The 21,205-nt window shown below is 60.6% G+C and carries 17 protein-coding genes; 2 read left to right on the top strand and 15 right to left on the bottom strand.

Features of this window, described 5'->3' with window-relative positions; translation table 11 throughout:
• Positions 1-3 precede the first annotated feature (3 nt).
• Positions 4-705, top strand: a complete 702-nt coding sequence (locus AC07O4_RS25780) for an ABC transporter ATP-binding protein (RefSeq protein WP_492733766.1) — start codon at positions 4-6, stop codon at positions 703-705.
• 103 nt (positions 706-808) lie between these two features.
• Entirely contained in the window at positions 809-1,933 is a 1,125-nt protein-coding gene (locus AC07O4_RS25775) for a class I SAM-dependent methyltransferase (protein ID WP_495306015.1), read from the top strand.
• A 91-nt stretch (positions 1,934-2,024) separates the two neighbouring features.
• On the opposite strand, the gene AC07O4_RS25770 is transcribed toward AC07O4_RS25775, so the two are convergent.
• The 15 genes from AC07O4_RS25770 to AC07O4_RS25700 form a co-directional block, all read right to left on the bottom strand.
• Positions 2,025-3,092 (bottom strand): acyltransferase family protein, encoded by a 1,068-nt coding sequence (locus AC07O4_RS25770; RefSeq protein WP_495306014.1) that lies wholly within the window; start codon positions 3,090-3,092, stop codon positions 2,025-2,027.
• A 14-nt stretch (positions 3,093-3,106) separates the two neighbouring features.
• A complete protein-coding gene (locus AC07O4_RS25765) occupies positions 3,107-4,261 on the bottom strand; it encodes an acyltransferase family protein (protein WP_495306013.1) in 1,155 nt (384 codons plus the stop codon).
• 69 nt (positions 4,262-4,330) lie between these two features.
• On the bottom strand, positions 4,331-5,404 hold the full coding sequence (locus AC07O4_RS25760; protein WP_495306012.1) for a glycosyltransferase: 1,074 nt from the start codon (positions 5,402-5,404) through the stop codon (positions 4,331-4,333).
• Positions 5,401-6,567, bottom strand: a complete 1,167-nt coding sequence (locus AC07O4_RS25755) for a glycosyltransferase family 2 protein (RefSeq protein ID WP_492733756.1) — start codon at positions 6,565-6,567, stop codon at positions 5,401-5,403. The genes AC07O4_RS25760 and AC07O4_RS25755 overlap by 4 nt, the downstream gene beginning before the upstream one ends.
• The gene (locus AC07O4_RS25750; RefSeq protein WP_495306011.1) at positions 6,564-7,664 is read right to left on the bottom strand and encodes a DegT/DnrJ/EryC1/StrS family aminotransferase; all 1,101 of its coding nucleotides are present in this window, start codon (positions 7,662-7,664) and stop codon (positions 6,564-6,566) included. Before AC07O4_RS25750 ends, AC07O4_RS25755 begins: the two co-directional genes overlap by 4 nt.
• Positions 7,665-7,730: 66 nt before the next feature.
• On the bottom strand, positions 7,731-8,348 hold the full coding sequence (locus tag AC07O4_RS25745; RefSeq protein WP_492740986.1) for a NeuD/PglB/VioB family sugar acetyltransferase: 618 nt from the start codon (positions 8,346-8,348) through the stop codon (positions 7,731-7,733).
• A 160-nt stretch (positions 8,349-8,508) separates the two neighbouring features.
• Positions 8,509-8,907, bottom strand: a complete 399-nt coding sequence (locus AC07O4_RS25740; RefSeq protein WP_492740985.1) for a GtrA family protein — start codon at positions 8,905-8,907, stop codon at positions 8,509-8,511.
• A 34-nt stretch (positions 8,908-8,941) separates the two neighbouring features.
• Entirely contained in the window at positions 8,942-9,889 is a 948-nt protein-coding gene (locus AC07O4_RS25735; protein WP_492741070.1) for an NAD-dependent epimerase/dehydratase family protein, read from the bottom strand.
• Entirely contained in the window at positions 9,889-10,860 is a 972-nt protein-coding gene (locus AC07O4_RS25730) for a glycosyltransferase (RefSeq protein ID WP_492733749.1), read from the bottom strand. Before AC07O4_RS25730 ends, AC07O4_RS25735 begins: the two co-directional genes overlap by 1 nt.
• An 80-nt stretch (positions 10,861-10,940) precedes the next feature.
• Positions 10,941-12,482 carry a glucosyltransferase domain-containing protein gene (locus AC07O4_RS25725; protein ID WP_495306010.1) on the bottom strand — a complete coding sequence of 514 codons (1,542 nt, stop codon included), beginning with the start codon at positions 12,480-12,482 and terminating at the stop codon, positions 10,941-10,943.
• A gap of 122 nt (positions 12,483-12,604) precedes the next feature.
• The gene (locus tag AC07O4_RS25720) at positions 12,605-14,839 is read right to left on the bottom strand and encodes a glycosyltransferase family 2 protein (protein ID WP_492740983.1); all 2,235 of its coding nucleotides are present in this window, start codon (positions 14,837-14,839) and stop codon (positions 12,605-12,607) included.
• Positions 14,840-15,060: 221 nt separating this feature from the next.
• Complete coding sequence (gene galE, locus AC07O4_RS25715; protein ID WP_492740982.1) at positions 15,061-16,059, bottom strand: UDP-glucose 4-epimerase GalE; 999 nt, start codon at positions 16,057-16,059, stop codon at positions 15,061-15,063.
• On the bottom strand, positions 16,056-16,610 hold the full coding sequence (gene rfbC, locus AC07O4_RS25710) for a dTDP-4-dehydrorhamnose 3,5-epimerase (RefSeq protein WP_492733745.1): 555 nt from the start codon (positions 16,608-16,610) through the stop codon (positions 16,056-16,058). Before rfbC ends, galE begins: the two co-directional genes overlap by 4 nt.
• A gap of 191 nt (positions 16,611-16,801) precedes the next feature.
• Positions 16,802-20,206, bottom strand: coding sequence for a glycosyltransferase (locus AC07O4_RS25705; RefSeq protein ID WP_495306009.1), 3,405 nt, complete (start codon positions 20,204-20,206; stop codon positions 16,802-16,804).
• A gap of 72 nt (positions 20,207-20,278) precedes the next feature.
• Positions 20,279-21,205: an NAD-dependent epimerase/dehydratase family protein gene (locus AC07O4_RS25700; RefSeq protein ID WP_495306008.1), complete on the bottom strand. Its 927-nt coding sequence runs from the start codon at positions 21,203-21,205 to the stop codon at positions 20,279-20,281.

The raw sequence follows: 21,205 nt of genomic DNA, 5'->3' as shown, positions 1-21,205 counted from the left end.
TCCATGGCATCCATTTCACTCAAGAACGTTTCGGTCAGCTTCCCCATCTACGGGGCAGGCTCGGTGTCACTCAAGAAGACGCTGGCGGCCTCCGTCACCGGCGGGCGCTTCGGCAAGGAAACCGGCGTCACCGTGGTGCAGGCGCTCAGCGGCCTCAACCTCGAACTCAAGAGCGGCGACCGGCTGGGCCTGATCGGCCACAACGGCGCGGGCAAATCCACGCTGCTGCGCACGCTGGCGGGCGTCTATGAACCGTCGTCGGGCGAGTTCACGCGCCAGGGCTCCGTGGCCAGCCTGATCGATCCCGCACTGGGCATCGAGATGGACGCCACCGGCATCGAGAACATCATGCTGCGCGGCCTCGTGATGGGCATGAGCAAGAAAGAGGTCGACCGGCTCACGCCCGACATCTGCGAATTCAGCGGCCTGGGCGAGTACGTCAACATGCCCGTTCGCACCTACTCGACCGGCATGATGATGCGGCTGGCGTTCTCCATTTCGACCAGCGTCGAGGCCGACATCCTGCTGATGGATGAATGGCTGTCGGTGGGCGACGCCGCCTTCACCGAGAAGGCAGAGAAGCGGATGCGCGACGTGGTCTCCAAGTCGGGCATCCTGGTGTTGGCATCGCACTCGCCCGAGCTGATTGCCAAGGAGTGCAATCGCGTGATTCACCTGGAGCACGGCCGAATCGTCGAAAGCTGAGGGAGTACGGCTGCAAACGCCTTGACTCACATCGGTCTCCGTAGACCCCTCGGGCATTCAACGAATATGATGATTACCCCCATCTTGCGCCCCCAAGGATTGAATGAATATGCATTTCAAGTGCAACGTTTGCGCGTCTGTCCGTGTGGGCCGCTCATTGACACGGGGTGATGGGCGCAATGTCCTGTTCTGCGAGAACTGCGACATGGGGGTCGTCGAAGTGGTTCCCGAAGATACGAGCGTCTTCTATGAAGACACGTACTACGGCGCGAGCAACGCGGACGAGGTCGGTTACCACGACTACGAGTTCACGGCGGATCACAGCCTGCTGTGGGTCAAGCTGATGCTGGAGGCGATCTCACCCGCGGGCCGGATTCTGGACATCGGCTGTGCCAACGGCCATTTGCTCCGAAGCCTGAACGGCGACTACGAACGCTTCGGGATCGAGGTCAATGCGGCCGCAGCCAGCGTGGCCCAACAAAAAGGCGTGGCCGTCATTGCCTCCGATGTGTTCGATCCCGCAGTCAGCAATCAAACGCACGGCAGTTTCGACTTCATCACGTCGATCGCAACCTTCGAGCACGTGAACGATTTCAGGGGCGCATTCGATGTTTCCCTGAAATCCCTTCGACCCGACGGTGTCCTCATCTTCGAGGTCCCGCTGATGTCGTACACAAGGAACAACAAGGATTGGCTCGAATCCTCGTACGAGCATGTCTACTACCCCACGGTCAAGGGGCTGGAGGCCTTGTTCAAGGAATTTCCGGACCATCAATTCACTGGATTCGAGTCCGATATCGCCGGGTACAGCTCGACCTACATCGGCGTCGCCGCTCGCGATCCTGCGGTCTTCGCTCGCGTGAGCCAGCTTCTCGAGGCAATGACACGGCCTTCGCCCGCCGGCCTTGCCGACGAGGAGACCTGCATCAATCTTGCGTACAACGTCGTCCACTCATTCAACGTGACTGCCGACCGCATTCTGGCACTGCCTACGCTGGTCAAGCATGCCTACAGTTTCAATCTGGTGAAGCGCCTGACCCAGCTCTGGCATGCGGACCGGGTCGTTGCAGACAATGCCGGAGGCGCATTGGAAAGTGCGAAATGGCATGAGCAACAGGCGAAGAATTGGCAACATGAGTGGGATCGCCTGCATCACGACACCGAAAACCTGAAAGCGACCAACGCTGCGATGTACAAGCAGCTGCAGTCGCTGATGAATCCATCCTGAGCGACGTGTCGAGAAGCTCCAGGGGTCGCTCCGGATCAGGGAGCAACACGCGGATGACCGCGACGCGCCGCGAATCGAAGACGTTCCGCGACTAGACGGCGCGAAGGACTGCCCACGAAAAGCGGCGTCCTAGAGCGATGCCCCATCTTTCCACCGAGTGGAACAGGGCGGCAGTGACAAGACAAAGGGCGACTGTTGCGCACAGCAGCACAACGGTCCCGCTGCTCGAAAGCTTGTCTCCCCGACCCAACGCCAGATAAGCCCACGATGTGAAGCTGCAGAGCACCGGAACGTGCAGCAGGTACATCGAGAAGGAGACCTGGCCGAGCCACCTGGATATCGGCAACGAAAGTGCCCGCTGAAATCCCCCGTTGAGCAACACGCCATAGAGCAGCCCGGCACTGCAGAGCGTGAGCCACACGGGCCCGAAGTCACTTGGCCGCACCGCGGCGAAGACGATCGCGCCGATCAGCAAAGCCCACGACACCAAGGGCGCGGCCTTCGACCCGCTTAGCTTCCGATGCATGTCGAGCTGCGTGAAATTCGCAATCGCGGCGCCTGCGGCCATCGCCACGAACGGAGATGCAAGCCATCCGGTGATCGCGAGCAGCGCCACATGAATGACGCCTTGCAGCACGGGCCCCCGCCCCATGACAAGCAGCGCAGCGAAGACAAGGATCGAACCTTGCATCTCGACGGGCATGGTCCAAAGCGGCGCATCGTAGGAGCTTGCCGGCGAGCCATCGACGTACACCCTCCAGAAGGAAAAGTGCAGCACATCCGCCACCGTGGGGGTGAAGGAGTAGACGATCGGCAGCCAGCCCTCGCTTCCTGTCACCTTGCTCGCCGGGATGTTGCGCATCCACCCGAGAGCCATCAACACCATGGCCAGACACGACGCCGCGAAGATCGGCACGGTGAGCCGCGGATAGCGTCGAAGCGCCAGGTCGACGACTGCGCGTCGCTCACCGGTCCGAAAGAATCCCACGCTCAACACGTAGCCGGAGAGAACGAAAAAGATGAACACCGAGAATGAACCGTCGGTGAGAAGAGGATAGAAGCCGGGACGCCATGTCGGCCAGAAGATCTCCCCCGCGTGGCACAAGACGACAACGAGCGCCGCCCAGCCGCGCAGGCCGTCAAGGTAGGTTTCTCTCATGCTTCGATGGCGCTCTACTTGGCTGCTGCTCGTTCTGCAATCGGCGGATGCAATGTCTCGGCCTTGCTTCCGCCACGCAGCAGCCGCTGGGCAGGCTTTTCGACGAGCAGATAGACCGTCGTCGCCAGCACGAGGAGCACACTGAAGTAGACAAACTCGGGAACGCCCGGCCATGCGAACGTGGTCACGAATGCCTTGATCAGGATGAGATGCAGCATGTAGATGGAGAAGCTGATCTCGCCAAGAAATACGAACGGGCGCAAGGACAGCAATCGCCCGACCAGGCCGCGACCGGAGGCAAGACACCCGATCGCCAATGCAAAAGCCCAGCACGATCCGGCCGGCTGAAAAAACAGGTTGAACCACGGGCTCGGGAACTGTTGTTGCACCGCGTAGAAGCCTGTCAGCATCCACCATGTGCAAACAGCGAGCGCGATCACTTCAACGGCCGTCCACCACCACAGCGATCTGGACTGATGGCTCAGATACCTCCTCCACAGCACGTTGGTCGACATGCCAAGCACAAACTCGAACCCACGCATCAACGGGTTCGGGTAAGTCGCATATGCCGCCGTGAACCGATTGAAGTCACCGCTTTCGATCGGCACCTCTGCGATGCGAAGCGCTGCGATCAGACCCACCGCCAACACAGCGGCGCCCAAGAGCTTCCAGTGCCAAGTGCGCTCGATGTTGACCAGCAGGAACGGAAACGCCAGATAGAAGAACATCTCTGTCGAGATGCTCCACGACACGGAGTTCCACGAGAACGTGTACGCCAGAAATGGGAAAACCGAGTGCACGAGCATCGCATTAACGCCGAGCACCACCCACTTGTTGAAGATGCCGGGACCGTCGAATGTGATCGAGTCCGGCGCCACGCTGACAACCAGCAAGACGATGCCGACGACATGTACCGGCCAAAGTCTCGCAACCCTTGCGCGCATGAACGTCGAGATCGACCCTGGCGGGCGATCGCCATAGACATGCGTCAGGATGAACCCGGACAGGACGAAAAAGAAACTGACGCCCTGCGCAAGCGCCAAAGGCGCACCGCGCAACCATGGCCATGCAAGGCTGTTGGACCCGTGCAAGACCACAATCATCATTGCGGCAAAAAATCGCAGGCTGGTCAGCGCCTTGAGATTTTCAATGGTGGGTTGCTGCGGCATCGTTTGGGCCCGTGCGCTTGCCGCCGCGCGCGTCACAGCGAAGCTCGCGATACCGGTCGTGAGTCTCTTTCAAATGAGCGCCACTTTCGCGAAGGCGGTTGCATACGCCTCGATCATCTTTTCGCGGCTGAAGTGCGCCAGTGCATGGGCACGCGCGGCCGTCTTCAGTGCATCGAGCGCCTGCGGCTGCTCCTGCAACCTGGACAGCAGCCCGTGAATGCGCTCGGTTTCGGTCGGCTGCATCAGAAAGCCGTTGACCCCGTCGGCCACCAGTTCAGGAATTCCGCCCACTGGCGCTGCAATAACGGGAATGCCACACGCATTCGCCTCCATGACCAGAACGGGTCTGCCATCGAACTTCGACGGCAGGATGAGCACATCCAGTTGGTGCAATGCTTCCCTGGCGTGTTCCACAAAACCGTGATACCTCAGCCTGTCGGTGATCCCACTGGTTGCAACGCGTTCCTTGACCATGGCCGCATCGGGGCCTGTGCCGAACATGTCGAAATCGAGACCGGGGTTCAGGCTCGCCAGCCGCCGCGCCAATTCGATGAACCCAACAGGATTCTTCTCACCTGACATCCGGCCGACATATCCGACCTTGAGTCCAGCGCCGCTGGGCGGCGTGGCAGCAGGGAAAAAATCGTCCACATCAACGCCGCTGCGAACGACGACAACAGGAGGATCGGGCCTGCGGGACGATCGCCTGATGAAATCGCCCATGAAATCACTCTCGACGATCACGGCATCGAAGCATCCTTCATAGAGGAAGTGGTTCAACGTATGGCCGATTTCGTTGTACAGGATGTCGGCGATCCGCAGCGCAGGCAACCGCTCTTTCCAATAGGGAAGGAGGTGATACAGCTGGGTCGCGCCCACCTGCAGCACGAGATCTATCTTGCGATCGACAAGCAGTTCTTGAACCAGATCGAACCGGGTCACCGAGGACATGCCGGACAGGTTGAGAAGATGCCCGGTCGAGGCGAAATCTTCCAGCGCATCAGGCTCGTAGTCTGCAGACGCATCGCCGCAATAAGCCACCGTGATCTCGACTCCGCGCGCTCTGAGCGCACGGAAGATCGCGATCGAGAGAGCCCCCTTCACCAGGAAAGGGAGCAGTGCCAGGATACGGGGCGAGTTCATTTGGTCAGGGTACGGACAAGACGCGACCATGCACGCCGGGGAAAGGAGGGGGACCCGCGTGAGGCCAGGGCTTCATTGAGCGCCTGGTGCTCGGCCTGGAGCGAACGATAGGCGCGCTCCCAGTTCTCGCACTCCCCTTTGAAGTAGTCCCTCGCCTCGATATAGGCCCGGATATCACTGTGGAGTTTGTCGACATCCTGATAGGCATCGGCACCCGGTCCCACGAATGCGAAGGAGCGCCGACCGATTTCGGCGAGCTCGGGATGGTCGCTGTAGTTTCCCAGCATGGCACGGAAATGCTGGAAATCAGAGGCTGCTGTCGACTGCATCATCACGCCGATCAGCCTGTGGGCCTGCAACGGTGGCAACTGGCTCAGCGATGGATGGCGGCATGTCCATGCAACCATTCGCGTGATGGAAGGAAGCAGCGAACGCGCTTCGGCAAGAGGCACCAGATTGCGTTGCATCGCGTAGCTGACCTCGAGCAGCGTGCCGACCGGATCACCGTGTGTCACGCCACGCGAGTGCGCGCGAATGGAAGTCAGGGGCTGCGGAATGATGGCGAACTTGCATCCGTGCTGCAGCGCGCGAGTCCACAGTTCGTAGTCCGGCGCGCGGACCATCAGCGGGTCATCCAGCCCGATTCGCTGGTGCGCGGAAGCGCGCACCATGGTGGAGGACCGGCACAGGTGGTTGGCACCGATCCAGGTGTCGACCAGATTCAGGTCGCGCGGCTGGTTGTATCCCGCCTCCATCGCGTCGGCCGATGGGTGCCGATTGTCATTCTCGTCATAGATCGCGACATAGGTACCAATGACATCGAGTTGTGGATTCCGGGCAGCCGCCTCCAACTGGATTTCGGCCTTTCGTGGATCGACCCAATCGTCCGCATCCAGGTTGACCAACCACTCGCCACGCGCTTCTTGAACCGCCCGGTTGTAGCTGGCCGCACCGCCCAGGTTCTTCTCATTGACGAACAGCCTGATGCGCGGGTCTTCGAAGGAGGAAACGATAGCCACCGAGTTGTCGACGGATCCATCGTCCACGACCACGATCTCGAAGTCCTGCACCGTCTGGTCCAGGATGCTGCGCAACGTCTTGCCTATGTAGCGCTCGTAGTTGTACGAAAGAACGATGTACGAGAGAAGCGGGCTCTTGCTCATTGGAGGCAACCGGTGACGCGGTCCAGGTCACCCGCCGACAGGTCAGCGTGGAAAGGCAAGCCGATGACACGGGGTGCGAGGGCGTCGGTTGCCGACAGGTCGGACCTCGGCACATCCTTGAACGCCGGATGCCGGTGGCAACCCAGGCCCCACCAGCGACGCCATTCGACCTTGGCATCGTCGAGCCGAGCCAGGGTCGCGGCGAGATCCGCAGCCGGAACCATCACGTTCAACGTCATGGTGACCCAATCGGTTCCGACCCCGCGCTGCAGCTGCACCGCTTTTCCTTCCAGTCGACTCGCATACGCGGCCGTCAGGTCACGCATTTCCTGGAGGCGCGCCGGCAGCCCGTCCAGCGCCGCCAAGCCCACCGCTGCCGCGTATTCGGAAATGCGATAGTTGCCCGCGCGCAGCGAAGACAGGCGCTCCTGGCCGGCGAATCCGAAGCCCGTCATGGCGGTCGCGCGTTCCATCAACGCCTGGTCGGCACAGAAGATGGCGCCGCCTTCGCCGATGCCCAGCGTCTTGGTGGCATGCAGGCTCACGCAAACGGGTTGCTGGCCGATACCGGAGAGCGAAGTCAATGCCGCCGCCGCATCGAACACGACGGGAATCCCGTGCCGCGCCTCGAAGTCTGCCCACGCGGCGAAGTCCGGCGGCGCACCGAAGGCACTGACGACCAACACGGCAGCAACCGGGCCGGGCACGGACTTCAGCGCGGCGGTCGCGATTTCGGGCGTGAGCGCCAGGGTGTCCGGATTTGCCTCAAGCAGGTACGGCGTCAGCCCGGCATTGCACACCGCGTGCGCGCTGGCGATGAAGGTGAACGCCGGCATCAGGCAGTGACCGCCCTGCTCACAACGCAACCTCAATGCAAGCTCGATCGCGGTGGTTCCATTGGAGGTCAGCGTCGTGTGACTGCCTCCGACCAGATCGCCGAGACGGCGCGCGAATTCTCCGTTGAGCGGCCCGTAGTTGCTGTACGTGCGGGCGCTGTCGATGCGCTCAAGGTAAGGAAGGAGTTCAGCCGACATTGGCAGTTTCGGTCGCAAAACCTTGATCGTCGCCGGGGAAGCGTCGCGTTCTTGAATGGGCATGACTTGAGACATCTGAGCAGTGGGGCGATAAAGGCTTGGGCCGAAAACAGGACAGCAGGGGCGGCGTCACCCCCCGCGGCGAATGGGGCGTGCCGGAACACCAACGACGGTCGATCCGGGCTCGACGTCCCGGATCACCACGGCACCGGCACCCACCGTCGACCAGGCACCGATCACGACACCTGGCGCGACGCAGACGCCCACGCCCAGATTGGCGCCCTCTTGAATCGTGACGCGCCCGGCAAGGGCGCACGAAGGCCCGAGATTGACGAAATCCCCAAGCACACAGTCATGAGCGATCGTGCAGCCGGGATTGATCAGGCCGTGGGCCCCGATCGAGACATCCGTCGTGATGTTGCAAGGGCCGATGATCATGGTTCCTTTGCCGACCGAAACGCAGGAGCCGATCACCGCTGCCGGATGCCGCACCGTGACGAACGCAGTGCTGGCCCCCAGAGACAGTGCGGCGCGTTGACGCGCCCTGCCGTCCCCGACCGCCAAGACGAAGCGCGCGACAGGGTCCGGCAAAGCCTCCAGACGCTCGGCTCGCACTGGCAGACCCCGGATATCCGTGACCGGGAAGCCCGGATCGACCACGAAGCCGGACACATGCTCCCCGGATGTCTGCAAGGCAGACAGCACTTCGCGTCCCAGTCCGCCCGCTCCATAGATAAGAAGAGTCATGTGCAACGGTGTGGTAAGTCAGAAGAAAGGTGTCCCGCGCCGAAGCAAGTCGGGCGAGTATACGGTTGACATTTCATACCTGTGGCATCCGCAGCCACCGGCAGCACACCTATGAAAAACAATTCCAGTGGACCTGCATCCCCGCAATGACCAGACTGTTTCACGAGCCGGCCGGGCGAAACACGATGTACCTGCTCGCCAGATAGGCTGTGATCGTATAGACGGGCATGCCCATTGCCTGCCCGAGATAGCTATTCACTCCGAGATGCTCTATTGCAACAATGACTGTCAGGAGATTTGCGCCATACGCGACCGCAGTCGCAAGGATGAATTTCGCTACCGCAGTCAGTTGCCGTCCTTCGTACGCAAACGTCCAGCGGCTGTTGAGAGTGAAGCTTATGCACAATCCAACGCCATAGCCGATGAGATTCGCAACGACATCCCTCGCGCCGAAAAAATACTTCGATGCAAAAATTATCGATAGTCCGCTCAGCGTGTTTATGACGCCTACGACGAGAAATCGAATGAATTGAGAAGAGAAAATATTGCCTCCCTTCATTTCTCAAAACAGCTTCACAATATCAACCCCGACTTCATTGGCGGCGAGGATTTGCATGAGCGCATCGCTCAGCACTCAACAATTGAGAAATCCCCACCGTGAGGCTGCGAATTTTTCGCATGCGCGCCCCGTTTGGAAGAACGGAACGAAATTGAACACGCCGAGAAAACAGCATGGATGACCCGTTGACGCCGGTCGTGATTTTTGGAGACTTTTTTGCAACCCTTTTGAATATGGAGATTATCTCGGCGATTGTCACTGGACGCTCCGAGGCAATTATCTTCACGAGCGCACCGGGATTGAAATTCAATTCATCGAGCACTGCAGTGATTTCCATTGCCGCATCGTCAACCGAAATATAGTCGCGAATAGTGTCGATGGGAACGTAAATCTTGACCGGCTTATTTCTAACAATGCTGCGCGCAACATGGGTCAATAGCCCCTGCGGCTTTCCCGTCGCCTGACCCGCACCATAAAGTGTGGATATGCGGGCAAGGAGTACCGTCATTCCCGGATTCGCAACGCAAAACGATCGCAGCAAATCTTCTTGGCTTAATTTCTCCCGGCCGTACGCACTGTTAGGCGCAGGCAGGGACCGCTCGGTGATCACTTCGTCCGAGCAAGCCGCGTAGATCGCGCCCGCAGAGCTTGAGAAAACGAGCTTGCCGGGTATCGATAGGAGCCGCGCGTCTGCCTGGATCAATTCAAGCAGCCAAGCCAGGGCACGGGTCTCTGGCCCAAGCGATTCTTCGGAACTTGCCATGGTTCCCACACCCGCAGCCCAATAGATTTCCCAGTGGTTCGCCCGACTCGCCTGAGCGGAAAACTCACGAACCGCCCTTTCGATCTGCGAGCGCAGCCTCGCTTCATCGGCCCACTGGAATCGCTCCGAGGGCTCAAATGGTCTTACGCCTCGCAACGAGAGCGCTCGACACAAGGCCGACCCCAGCAGGCCTCGCGCCCCCAGCACCCAAGCCAGCATCATGAACGGTTCGATCGGGTCGGTTTGGAGCTGACCACGTAAAGCGGCTTGCCCATTGCGATCCCCATCGTCACTGCCAAATATTCCGCAATGACTCCGAGCGCCGTCAGTATCACCCCGGAGAAAAAAGCCACCACAACCGCCAGCGACGCCCAGCCCTCCACGGGAACCTGTCCTGTGTATTTTTCATACAAGGCATACATCGCGAAGCCGACAGCAAACAATATTGAAAAGGCACCAACAACCGTGATCAGGCGGAGCGGCCGGGTTCCGGTCGTCAGAACCAGGCTCCAGAAATGCTTCACAAGCGAAAGAAAAGAATAGCCCGACGGTCGGCCAAACTCTTCTCTGAGCTGAAGCGGGCAATGCCCGATGCGGCCGGTGATCCAGAAAAGCCCGACATCAAGGTACACACCGTTTCCGCAATACGCCGACAAGGTGCGCGCTATTTCACCATCGATCAATCTGAAGCTGTTGAAGCGGCCAATGGAGGCGTTGCCCAAAAGCCGCATGCTGATTATCTTGGCGGTCTTGCTGAAAAAATTTCTAACGAACCCGTGCGGCGCCGGATTTGTGGGCTGGGCATAAACAAGCTGCAAACCCTCCCTAAGCGCCTGATCGATCAGGGTCTGGATACTTGCTGGATCCTGTTGCCCGTCTTCATCCATGGTGACCACCCAGTCACCCGTTGCACTCGCCATGCCTGCCATCGTTGCGGCGTGTTGTCCGTAATTGCGAGACAACCATACCGGATGAACAAAAGAATACTTCTCCGCGAGCGCGCCAATCACGACATCCGAACGATCCGGCCCGCAATCGTGAACGAGCAATATCTCGCACACAAAAAACTCGGTCCCGTCGGCCGTTTTTTGAGGCGAGGTGAATTTCTCGATCTCCGCGACAAGGGCGGCAAGCGTCTGCTCTCCCGCATAAACCGGAATCACGACGGATATTCGCTGAGAGTCATTCATTGCAGTACATCACATGCTCAATTATCGAAAAACCATTCCGCTTCATTTTTCCGCAAAGACAACGGAAAAATCAAAGAAATTCATTTATCCAAACAAATCACAGCCAAGTTTCCAATCACGGAAACTGACTCTTCGCTTGGCCACGCTGCCGAGGTTTTGCAGAGATTTTCTCCTTGAATCGCCTGCTCGCCAACCGCTGGCTTGAATCGATATCCGGAAGTCTCCAACAGCAATGGCAATTTGGAATAAATCGGATAGAGCGCAGACACGTTCATATCACCTTGGATGGTGTTCAACCCTGCTGGATATCCGCCTCTGCCACCGCCAAAAAAAATGTATTCAACTTTTTGAAAATCAGCCTTCTGTTCAAGGCGCGCAACAATTCGATTGACCTTCATCCGGTCCCACGCATTCAAACGCTGCTGATCGGCGAAAACTTGATTGCTCTTGAAAACAAAAGACACAATCAAAATAGCCGGAAGCACCATAAAGACGGCTGCAGGCATTTTTTCCAGCCTCTGGTGCAATATCGGATACGCGAGCAAGAGGATCAATCCGATGATCAGCGACGTCTGCGACAACACCCTGGGTACCGGCCACCAATCCTTGAAAGGAAGGATGACGCCCACTGTCGCCAACGCAAGCAACGGTGCCGCAAGCACGAAAATCGTCTTTTTGACTCGAGATTTGCCTTCTCCTGGGTCTCGAAAAACTTCAACGCACACTGCAAGGCCAGCGATGACAAGCATCACGGCGATGATGACTTTCACCCAATGGCCTCCCATGGGCTCCCCGAGCCAATATATCTTGGCAATCAGCTCAAGAATCTGAGAGATTCTCTCGGGCACTTCGTGCAATTTGATAAATTCTGCACGGCTCGTCAAGCTGATAAGGCCAAATCGCTTGGATATGGTCACTATTGCCATGAAAAGCACGACGGAAGCCAAGCACACAAGCAACAGACTCAGGGCTCGCCTGCGATAGTCGACGGCAGGTCGGCTATCCGATGTCGATCTGCTTCTAAAGACCTCACCAAACAGGATCGAAAAAATCAGCGCGATTGAAAAATAATTCAAAAAGCCCTGATACACAAAAAGCATTGCTACCGTTGCAGCAAAAGAAATCAGAAGGTTTCTATTTCTCCTCCCCGCGTCTCGCGACAATGCTTCGAGCGCAATGATCGTAAGCAATGCTCCAACGCAATAGCCTGGAAGCACCATGCGAAAGGTAAGTATTTCGGCAAGATACGGATGCGCCACCATCAGCGAGCCCGCAACGAGGGCGCCAGGGCTATCGACTGCTCCCACAAATCTCAATACCGCCAGAACCAATCCAGCTTGCAGCAACAACGAAAGAAGGCCCAAGGAAATATAGATGTCGGCTATATTTACACCCAAGGCATGTATGGCTCCGTCGATTGCCGCCAGGAAAAAACGACCTTGCGCAAGAAAGACGTCAAACTCACTCGTTGAAAATCCTTGCCCGAATGAGTAATCGTCCACAGCAAAGCCTCGATCAAGGACGCCACCTCTTGCGATCAAGGCAATTCCGAAGAATATGAGGAGCAGCTTCAAGTGCCCTGATTCGAGCAAGCCGTCAATTTTGTTTTTTTCTGTTTTCATTAGACAGGTGACTCAAGAAAGCACAGACCTATTTTCAATTTACTTCAATTCCGGGAGCTGAAAATTCTGATCCAACCGATTCAATGCGCTGTATCCGTTGCCAAAATCCATGAGTCGAATGCTCATTTGCGGCGAACGAAGCGATAAGCCTGCCAGGTCCAGCGGGCAGCCAACACGCCACCCCGAATGATCCAAGGCGCGTTGCGCTCGAGCCAGCGCGAAGCCTTGAGGCTCGCGAAAACGATCTGTTCGTCGTATTGCCCCCCCGATCCAAAGAGCCCGCCGATGAGTTCTTCCGCCGTGGGCTCCATCCTGGGAGGCGCGACCACGGAGTCGTCGACAGCCTCCGACTGATTGCCGGCGACCGCTGAGCCAAGGCCCACCACGAGCTGCCTGGATTTCTGCCTGAGCGATGCGGAGGCACTTGTTCGCAGCAGGTCGCTGTATTCGATGCGCCTGCGGGCAAGATCGCGCGGCGTGTGCACCATGGAATTGCGCCGCTTCCTGTAGAAGAAGAAGACGTCGGTGGTCACGATGGACCGCAGGCCCGCATCGCACATCCTCATGAAGAGCGACCAGTCTTCGTAGCAGCTCAAGCTCTCCAGGTAGGGAAACCGCTCCATCGCCGATCGCCTGAAAAGCGCAGTGGCGGTGGAGAACCTGTTCTCGAGCAATCCGGCGACAACAGCCTCGCCGGAAAACATGGCGTAGTCACGGCAGGGGTTGACGGCTGCTCCCACCACGGGCGGCACGTCCCCATCGATGAAGTAGCCCGCCGGCGTCACGACGATATCGAACTCCGCGTTGTTCTCCAGCGCGGCCACGCCGACCTCGAGAAAGCGCGGATGGATCAGGTCGTCGGCGTCGAGTGTCAGCACGTACGGTCCGGTCGCATGACGAACGCCGACATTGCGCGCTCCCGCCAGACCGACATTCGCGGCCAGCCGGATCACCTTGACGCGCGGGTCCGCGCTGCGCGCGAGTTCGTCGATTCCGAGCACGCTCTGTGCGTCCGTCGACGCGTCGTCCACCACGAGGATTTCGATGTTCCCGTAGTTCTGCCCGATCAGGTTCTCGAGCGTCGCGGGCAAATAGCCCCCGAGGTTGTAGTGAGGCACCACGACCGAGACCAGGGGAGGTTGTTCACCCAATGCCCGCCACGCCCGCTTTCGCTTCGCCGCGGTGAGCCACGGCCACGGACTCTCCGGATGACGCACCGGCACCAGCTTTTCATTGCGGGCGAAGTTGCGCCCCAGCACCTCGACCAGCCCGGTGGGCGTTCCGTCGAACTTCAGGCAGTTGATCCCGTCAAGCCAAGGCGTGCCTTCGCCGAACGCGGGATTCGCCTTGTTCAGGATCACGCGCCCTCCCTGCAGCGACACGTCCAGTGCCGCCGTGGCTGCAGCCTCGAAGGCACCGGGGAACACGACCGTCGCATTTGCGGCCAGCGCGTCGAACACGTGCTGCTCCGCCTGCGCCAGAAAAACGGCACGCTCGACAAGCGTCGGCGGAACCAGCCGTTCGATCTGCGCACGATAGGCCTCGTCGGTGCTGCGCGCATCCAGCGTCATCGCGCCGGTGTACTGCGGGCAATTGCGCATCAGGCCGACGACGCCGCGCACGAAGAGATCCGGGCGCCCCGACCGCTGGAATTCGGAGGCGAAGACCACGGCTTGATCCGTTGACGCAGGCACCGTATCGGTGGCGAGCGACGTGCGATCGAACGGCACGTGGCAGAGCACCCGCGGCTCCCATTCCTGCATCGGGAAATCGAAGATGTCGCGCACGGCCTCGCTCACGGCGAGACTGGGCGCCACGACGTAGTCGCAATCGCGCAGGCATTTGCGCTCAAGGTCGCTCAAGTTGAGATCTGCGATCGCGAGCGGTCTCGCTTCAGCGTGCAGGAGCGCGGTGTGCGATCCGTGAAGACGAACGGCCACGGTGGCATCGGGCAGAAAGCCCTGGAGCCGGCATTCCTGCAAGGTACAGAATGCCAGCCCCCCGAGATCCGGAAACTCCAGGTAGTCGATGGGGCCGCTCTTGCTCAATTCGGCCAGGGCCCTGAAGACGCATGCCGAGCGCCAATGCCACAGCGTGTTCGAGTACGCCGAGGCGGGTGGATGATGGCGCGAATCGGTGAAGCGGCCCTGGGTCGCTCGTGTGTCGACCTCGACCAGCTCCACCTGAGGGAACGCGGCCTTGAACGCCGTGGCATCGACGGCGGCATCGACCATCACCAGGGTCGTGCGCTTGCGGTCTGCTTCGTCGAGCGCACGCAGCATGTTGCGCATCACCCGGCCGCTGGCCCCGGGCGTGTACGGAGTCAGCTCCGTGGAAACGAACACGAGACGGCTCATTCAGCTTCCCTGAAAGCGCCGGCAACGCCGGAGTGCGACAGCGGCGTTCCGCCGGCAATACCGTGGCCAACTCGCACGCCGCCGGGAGACCCCGGATTGGCGCACACCGTCGCGCCAGCCGACAACATTGAATCAGACACTGCGTCTCCCCCATCCCGCTTCGGGATCTTTTTCATCGTCTTACATCGGCTGATTCGCCCGCAAGCGATCGCCTGTTCTCTTCAGCCGCGGTTCGCAGCCTGCCACCGCCATGCATCGCGGCACATCTCATCGACATCGCGCTTGGCAACCCAGCCCAGCAGCTCGCGCGCAAGACTCACATCGGCAAAGCTGATGCCGATGTCCGCATCCCGCCGCGGCACGATCTCATAAGGGACACACTGGCCACTGACCCGCTCGAACGTCCGGATGACTTCCAGCACCGAGGTTCCATGTCCTGTTCCGAGATTGACCACGATGCGAGCCTGATTCTTCGTGAGGAAATCGAGCGCAGCCACATGCCCCTCTGCAAGATCCATGACATGGACGAAATCGCGCACGCCGGTTCCATCATGGCTCGGGTAATCGTCGCCGAAGATCTGCAACGACGGACGGATCCCCGCGGCCACCTGACAGACCAGCGGCATCAAGTTGCTGGGCGTCCCCAAAGGGCTCTCGCCGATCAGCGCACTGGGGTGTGCCCCCGTCGGGTTGAAGTACCGGAGCGTCGCAATGCGCCATTGCGAATCGGAGCGACCCAGCTCACTCAGCAACTCTTCCACGACCAGCTTGGTGCGCCCGTAGGGATTGCTCACCGCACAGGGTGCGTCCTCGGCAACCGGCATCGGCTGCTCGGGCCCATAGACGGTTGCAGATGACGAGAAGACCAGGGTCTTGCATCCCGCACGCGCCATCGCCCCCATGAGCGCAATGGAACCGTGCACGTTGTTGTCGAAGTAGTCGATCGGCTGGCTGATCGATTCGGTCACCGCCTTCAGCCCGGCGAAATGCAGGACCGCGGACACCGGATGGCCTGCAAAGACCTTGTCCAATGCCGCCGGGTCGCGGATGTCGCCCTTCTGCCAGACCACGGGCCGCCCGATGATTTGCTCCATGCGCGCCAGGACGGCTGGGGCGCTGTTGGAGAAATTGTCGAACACCACGAATTCATGCCCGGCACGTGCCAGCTCTATGCATGTGTGGGACCCGATGTAGCCGGCCCCGCCAGTGACCAGAATCAACGCCCGACTCCGGCAAGGCTGTCGGCGAGCGACGGCGCGGCGGCGTCCTTCGCCGACAGGATCGGGGAAGCACCGAACAGCGGCCATTCGATGCCGATCGCCGGGTCGTTCCACGCAATGCTCCGCTCGTGGGCGGGCGCATAGTACTCGGTGGTCTTGTAGAGAAAGTCGGCACTTTCACTCAACACCAGGAAGCCGTGCGCCAGGCCGGGAGGAATCCAGAGTTGGCGGTTGTTGTCCTCGCTCAGTTCGACCCCGACCCATCGCCCGAAAGTCGCAGACGTGGGACGGATATCGACCGCGACGTCAAACACGGCACCGCGGGCCACGCGGACCAGCTTGCCCTGTGCCTGCTCGACCTGGTAATGCAGCCCCCGCAACACGCCCTTCGACGAGCGGGAATGGTTGTCCTGCTTGAACGTCAGCTCCGAGCCGGTCGATCGCCGGAACACCTCCTCGTTGTAGCTCTCGAGGAAGAAGCCTCGGGCATCACCGAAGACTTTGGGCTCCAGGACAACGACGTCCGGAATGCTGGTGGGAGATATCTTCATACTTCATCGTTAGGGAAACGCTCGCCGTCAAACCCGGCGCCACGATCAGGGCATTGTTATCCAAAATCCTGACTGGATTGCCCCGGCGTTACTCCCCTTGCCCAGGTATCCATGCCAGGAGATCGTGAAAACAACGGTACGGCCTTTGGCGACCTCTCCCGCAGGTGTTGTACGGCGTTGGCTGGGCTGCTTCACCCCTGCCCAATCAAGCGCCGCAGTTCGCTCTCATATTGCCGCAGCATTGCCTGAATGTCGAAGCGGCGCTCCGCAAAGGCTCTGGCGGCCAATTGAAAGTCTTCGAGCTTCTGCTTGTCCGAAGCAAGCTTTTCAATCCTGCGAGCGAATTCGTCGTACGCACCGGGCGCGCACAGATAGCCTTGCTGCCCTTCCTCGATCATGTCCGGCAGTGCCCCGACCCTGGACGCGATCACCGCCGTCCCGCTGGCCAATGCTTCCATGATGATGTTCGGTCGTCCGTCAAGCCGCGACGGCAGGCACAGGATGTCGCACGCCTGGAGGTAAGGCCTGAGATCCGCGACGGAGCCTTTCAACAAGAATCTCCCAGGCGGGAAATTGGCCGCTGCAATGGCCGATCTGAGCTCCGGCTCGAGAGAGCCGGTGCCAGTCATCAGGAACACCACATTCGATTCGCTGGAAATGCGCTTTGCTATTTCGACGAAGCCCAGAGGATCTTTTTCCTCGGACCAACGGCCAAAGAATCCGACGACTGTTGCGTTTCCAGGAATATCGCCGGCCATCGGGGAGGGCTGCCCCGGATCCGCCGGCGCGTTTTTTTCCAGATCGACACCGCTTTCCACCAGGCTGATGCGCTGCGGGGATTCGCCCGCGGCAATCAACCATTCCCGCACTTCGGCATTTTCAATGAAGGTCAGGTCGATGCAGTCGGCATACCGCCGGTTGTTGGCCGTATGGCCCACCGTATTGAAAAGCAGGTCGGCCACGGCAAGACGCGGATACCTGAGCTTCCATGCGGGCAGGCAGTCATATGCAAAAGCACTGCCGATCACCCAGAGGATCTGGACATCCCTGGATTGCAGCAGGTGATCGAAAAAGTCGCGCCAGTATTCAGGTTCGAGAAACCGCGGCAGATGGAATATTTCCGGCGTTGCCGATTCGAACCAGGAGGTGGTATCGCCGTGGGCTTGCCCCACGGGCACGGTCGTCACGATCACCACGCGCCACCCGTTTCGCACCAATTGCGCCACGATGGCGCTCAACAAGCGCTCGGCGCCGCCCAGCACCAGGAATGGCAGCGCGATCAACAAGGTGGGGCCGGTGGCCGCCTGAACATGGAAATCGCGCCGGGTCGCAAAAGACTGCGGCGGACGAGCCGGTGGAGAAGCGCCTGCCGCTCTCGCAGACTGAAGTGCGTCTTCCGTCAACACGTCTTCGTTGAAGCGATGGACCAGCAGCTTCTGGATTTCGTTGTCGAGCACGTCGCTTCTATTGCTCAGCGTGTTGCCGTGGCTGCGATAGTGGAAAAGCGGCTCGCGAATGCCAATGAAGCGCGCGCCGAGCGCCGCAAGGCGCACCCAGAACAGCCAGTCCTCATGGACATGCCCCGTGGTCGGGTCCGTGTCCCGGTAGCCGCCGGCCTTGCGCCAGAGTTCCTTGCTGTACACGGCGCAAGTGAGCGCATTGTTGCCGTCGAGCAGCATGTCCAGGGTCGGGCGTTCGTGCGGCGTCCAGACATCCGATCTGTCGCCAAAGAACTGCAGCCCCGGCGAGACCACCCCGTAACCGGAATGCTCCAGCATGAAGACCGCCTTCTCGATGTAAGTCGGCGCGATGCGGTCATCGGCATCCAGGCAGCAGATGTACTTGCCCCTGGCGTGACTGATGCCGAAGTTTCGGTTGGCGCCGGCACGGTACGGCTGGTCCTGCAGCAGCAGCCGCAGCTTGGGCGACGCCTTGGAGACGGCATCGATCAGGCGCTGGCGGGAGTCGGGGGAGCTCGAGCCTCCCTCCACCACGATGATCTCGATGTCGGTGAAGGTCTGCGCCTCGACCGAGCGGATCGCCTCGCCCACGAGGTGGCCGTAGTTGAAGCAAGGAACTACGATGCTGACGAGCGGCCGATCCGATGGCCAGTCCTGCCCGCTCGGCGGTTGCACGGCATCCGGCACGACGCCTGCCGGTGCGAGGAGACGGACCGCCGCCGCGGTGCGCTTCGCGGCCTCCAGGTTCCTGGCGCCGCTTCCGGCCAACGCGCGCCGGCGCCTGAATTCCCGAAGGTGATCGAAGATGCGACCCCGAAGCGTCCACCACGCCAGCTTTGCGACTTGTTTCGCCCGTCGTGCAGCGCGGGGATTGCTCGTCGCCCAGCGACGCAAGGGCGTCGTGGCTCGCCATGCGATGGTTTGTTGCATGGCCTCCACCCGACCCGCGGCCTCCAGCGCCCGGTGTTCCATGGCGGCGGTCTTCGCGACCTCCTCGGAGAGTTTCCTGCGAAGCGCCGCAGCCTCGCCCTCGCGCTCCGCGGCCCGCCTGATCTCGAAGTTGATGGCCTCGGTGGCCTGCGCCGCATTGAGACGAGCATCCGAGAGGATCACTTCGACTTCGGCCTTCAGGCGCTGGACCTCTCGGCTCGCGGCCCCGGAACTCACCGGTTGCCGGTCGCCGGATTGCAATCTCTTCAGGTCGAACGACCAGAGCTGCCCAATGCGCGCAACCAGCGGCGGCGTGAACTCGCTGCCGTCCAGTCGCGCAAGCGATCGCACCGAGACTTCGGTCGACTGGCCCGCATGCAGAAGGTGCAGGTGCGTCAGGGCCTTGGTTTCCTCGGTCGTCGCGCCATCGAAGTCGGCGTTCATCAAGCGCTCAAAGACTTCCTTGGCGCGCGCAGCCTGGCGTTCGCTCTTCGTGACGATGCCGACATAGGTCGAGGCGTAGTCCTTGATGGAAACTTCCGCGCCGGTCAGATGAGCCCCGAGCGCCGTTTCGACGATGTGGCGGATCGCCCCCTCGCTCGGATAGTAGATGTGCTCCAGCGAACTGTTCAGCCACGCCGCGTTGCTGGACTCGGCCGACATGACAGGAACCTCGAACAGCAGGAACCCGTCGTCTTTCAGCAGTTCGATGGCTGCGTGGAATCCGCCGCGAAAATCGAGCAGGTGCTCGAAGACCGCGATCGCGGTCACCACGTCGAATTCGGCGCGATGATCCTGCACCAGCTGCGGCGCCAGCAGGTCGTTGCCAAGTAGCCGAATGCCCTTGTCCTGCGCCTGCCCGGCGGCCTTGGCGTTGACTTCGATGCCGGACTTGTCGAAAGCGCTTGTGAACTTGTCCAGCAAGTAGCCGTTCGCGCAGCCTATGTCGAGAACCTTCCCGTGGTCGGCCAGCAAACGGACCAGCGCGGCAGCCCAACCCAGTCCGTGCTCGGCCATGAACTCATAGTCCGCATAGCCGCTGCTCGCGCCGTTCACGTAGTAGTTGTCGTCGTAGTACGCCTGCGTGCTCTCCGGCAGGTTGGCGATCACACCCAGGCCGCAATGAGTGCATCGCTTGATTTCCATGCCATCTGCCCGAATGGCGAACGGCTTGAAGCTGGTACCGGAACACGCGTTGCAGATCATTTTTTTGCTTGCCAGTAGAAAACGAAAGGCGGTCCGGCGTGGCGCCGGACACGTCCCTTGCACGCCCTCGATTTAAGTTGCGGAGATCTCTTCGCGCGCGCTGCGCAGGGTCTCTTCGAGAACCGAGTCCATGTCGGAGGGCTCAACGTGAAGCCCCAGCGCCTTCAGCCTGGACGGATCGCCGACGAAAGCCCTGACATCGCTGTTGCCGCGTCGCGACTCATCGTGCTTCAACTCGACCGGCACGCCGGAGACAGCGATCAGCCGCTGCGTGAGGTCCAGCAGACGCTGTCCGTCGCCGCTGCAGATGTTCACCACCTGCGCAGAGGCGTCGCTCGCCAGGGACAGGTCGACGAGAAGCTTCGCAGCGATCCGCACATCCATGAAGTCCCGCACGACATCGAGATCGCCGGTGGACAGCACACCACCATGCGCGCCCATGCAAGCGATCTGGTGCGCAAAGCTTCCCAGGGCCAGAGACTTCGGCATGCCAGGCCCGATGGGATTGAACAGCCGGGCCACCACCACAGGCAACCCGCGCGAAGCCGCGACGAAGGCGTGGCTCGTCTGCGCCAACTTGCTCGCGCCATAGGCCGTGTTGGGACGGCAGGCCGCATCCTCGCGCACGGGCTGCTGGGCGGCAGGCACCGCCCCGTATTCGGCTGCGCTGCCCGCCAGGAGCACGCGCGGCTTGCTCGGCATGGCGAGCGCGCCATCCAGCAGGTTGGCAGCGAAGACGACGTTGGCCTCGTAGAGCTCGCTATAGGAGGGGGCGGAGGAAACCCCCGCCAGATGCATGACGAACTGCGGCTCTACGGACAAGAGCAGATCGCGGACCTCGGCCGCATCGGCAGGATCGGCAAGCACGCGCCTTGCCTCGCCTGCGACAGCGGCCCGTTCGGTTCTGCTGACGGCGAAGGCTTCAAGGCCGCGCGCCTGCAGTTCTTCAAGCACCGCCCGCCCGACGAATCCGCTGGCACCGGTGACAAGCACGCGCAT

Source organism: Variovorax sp. GW821-FHT09D04 (genome assembly GCF_059416405.1).
Note: the sequence above shows the minus strand (reverse complement) of the source record. Positions and strands in the feature narration are given on the sequence as shown.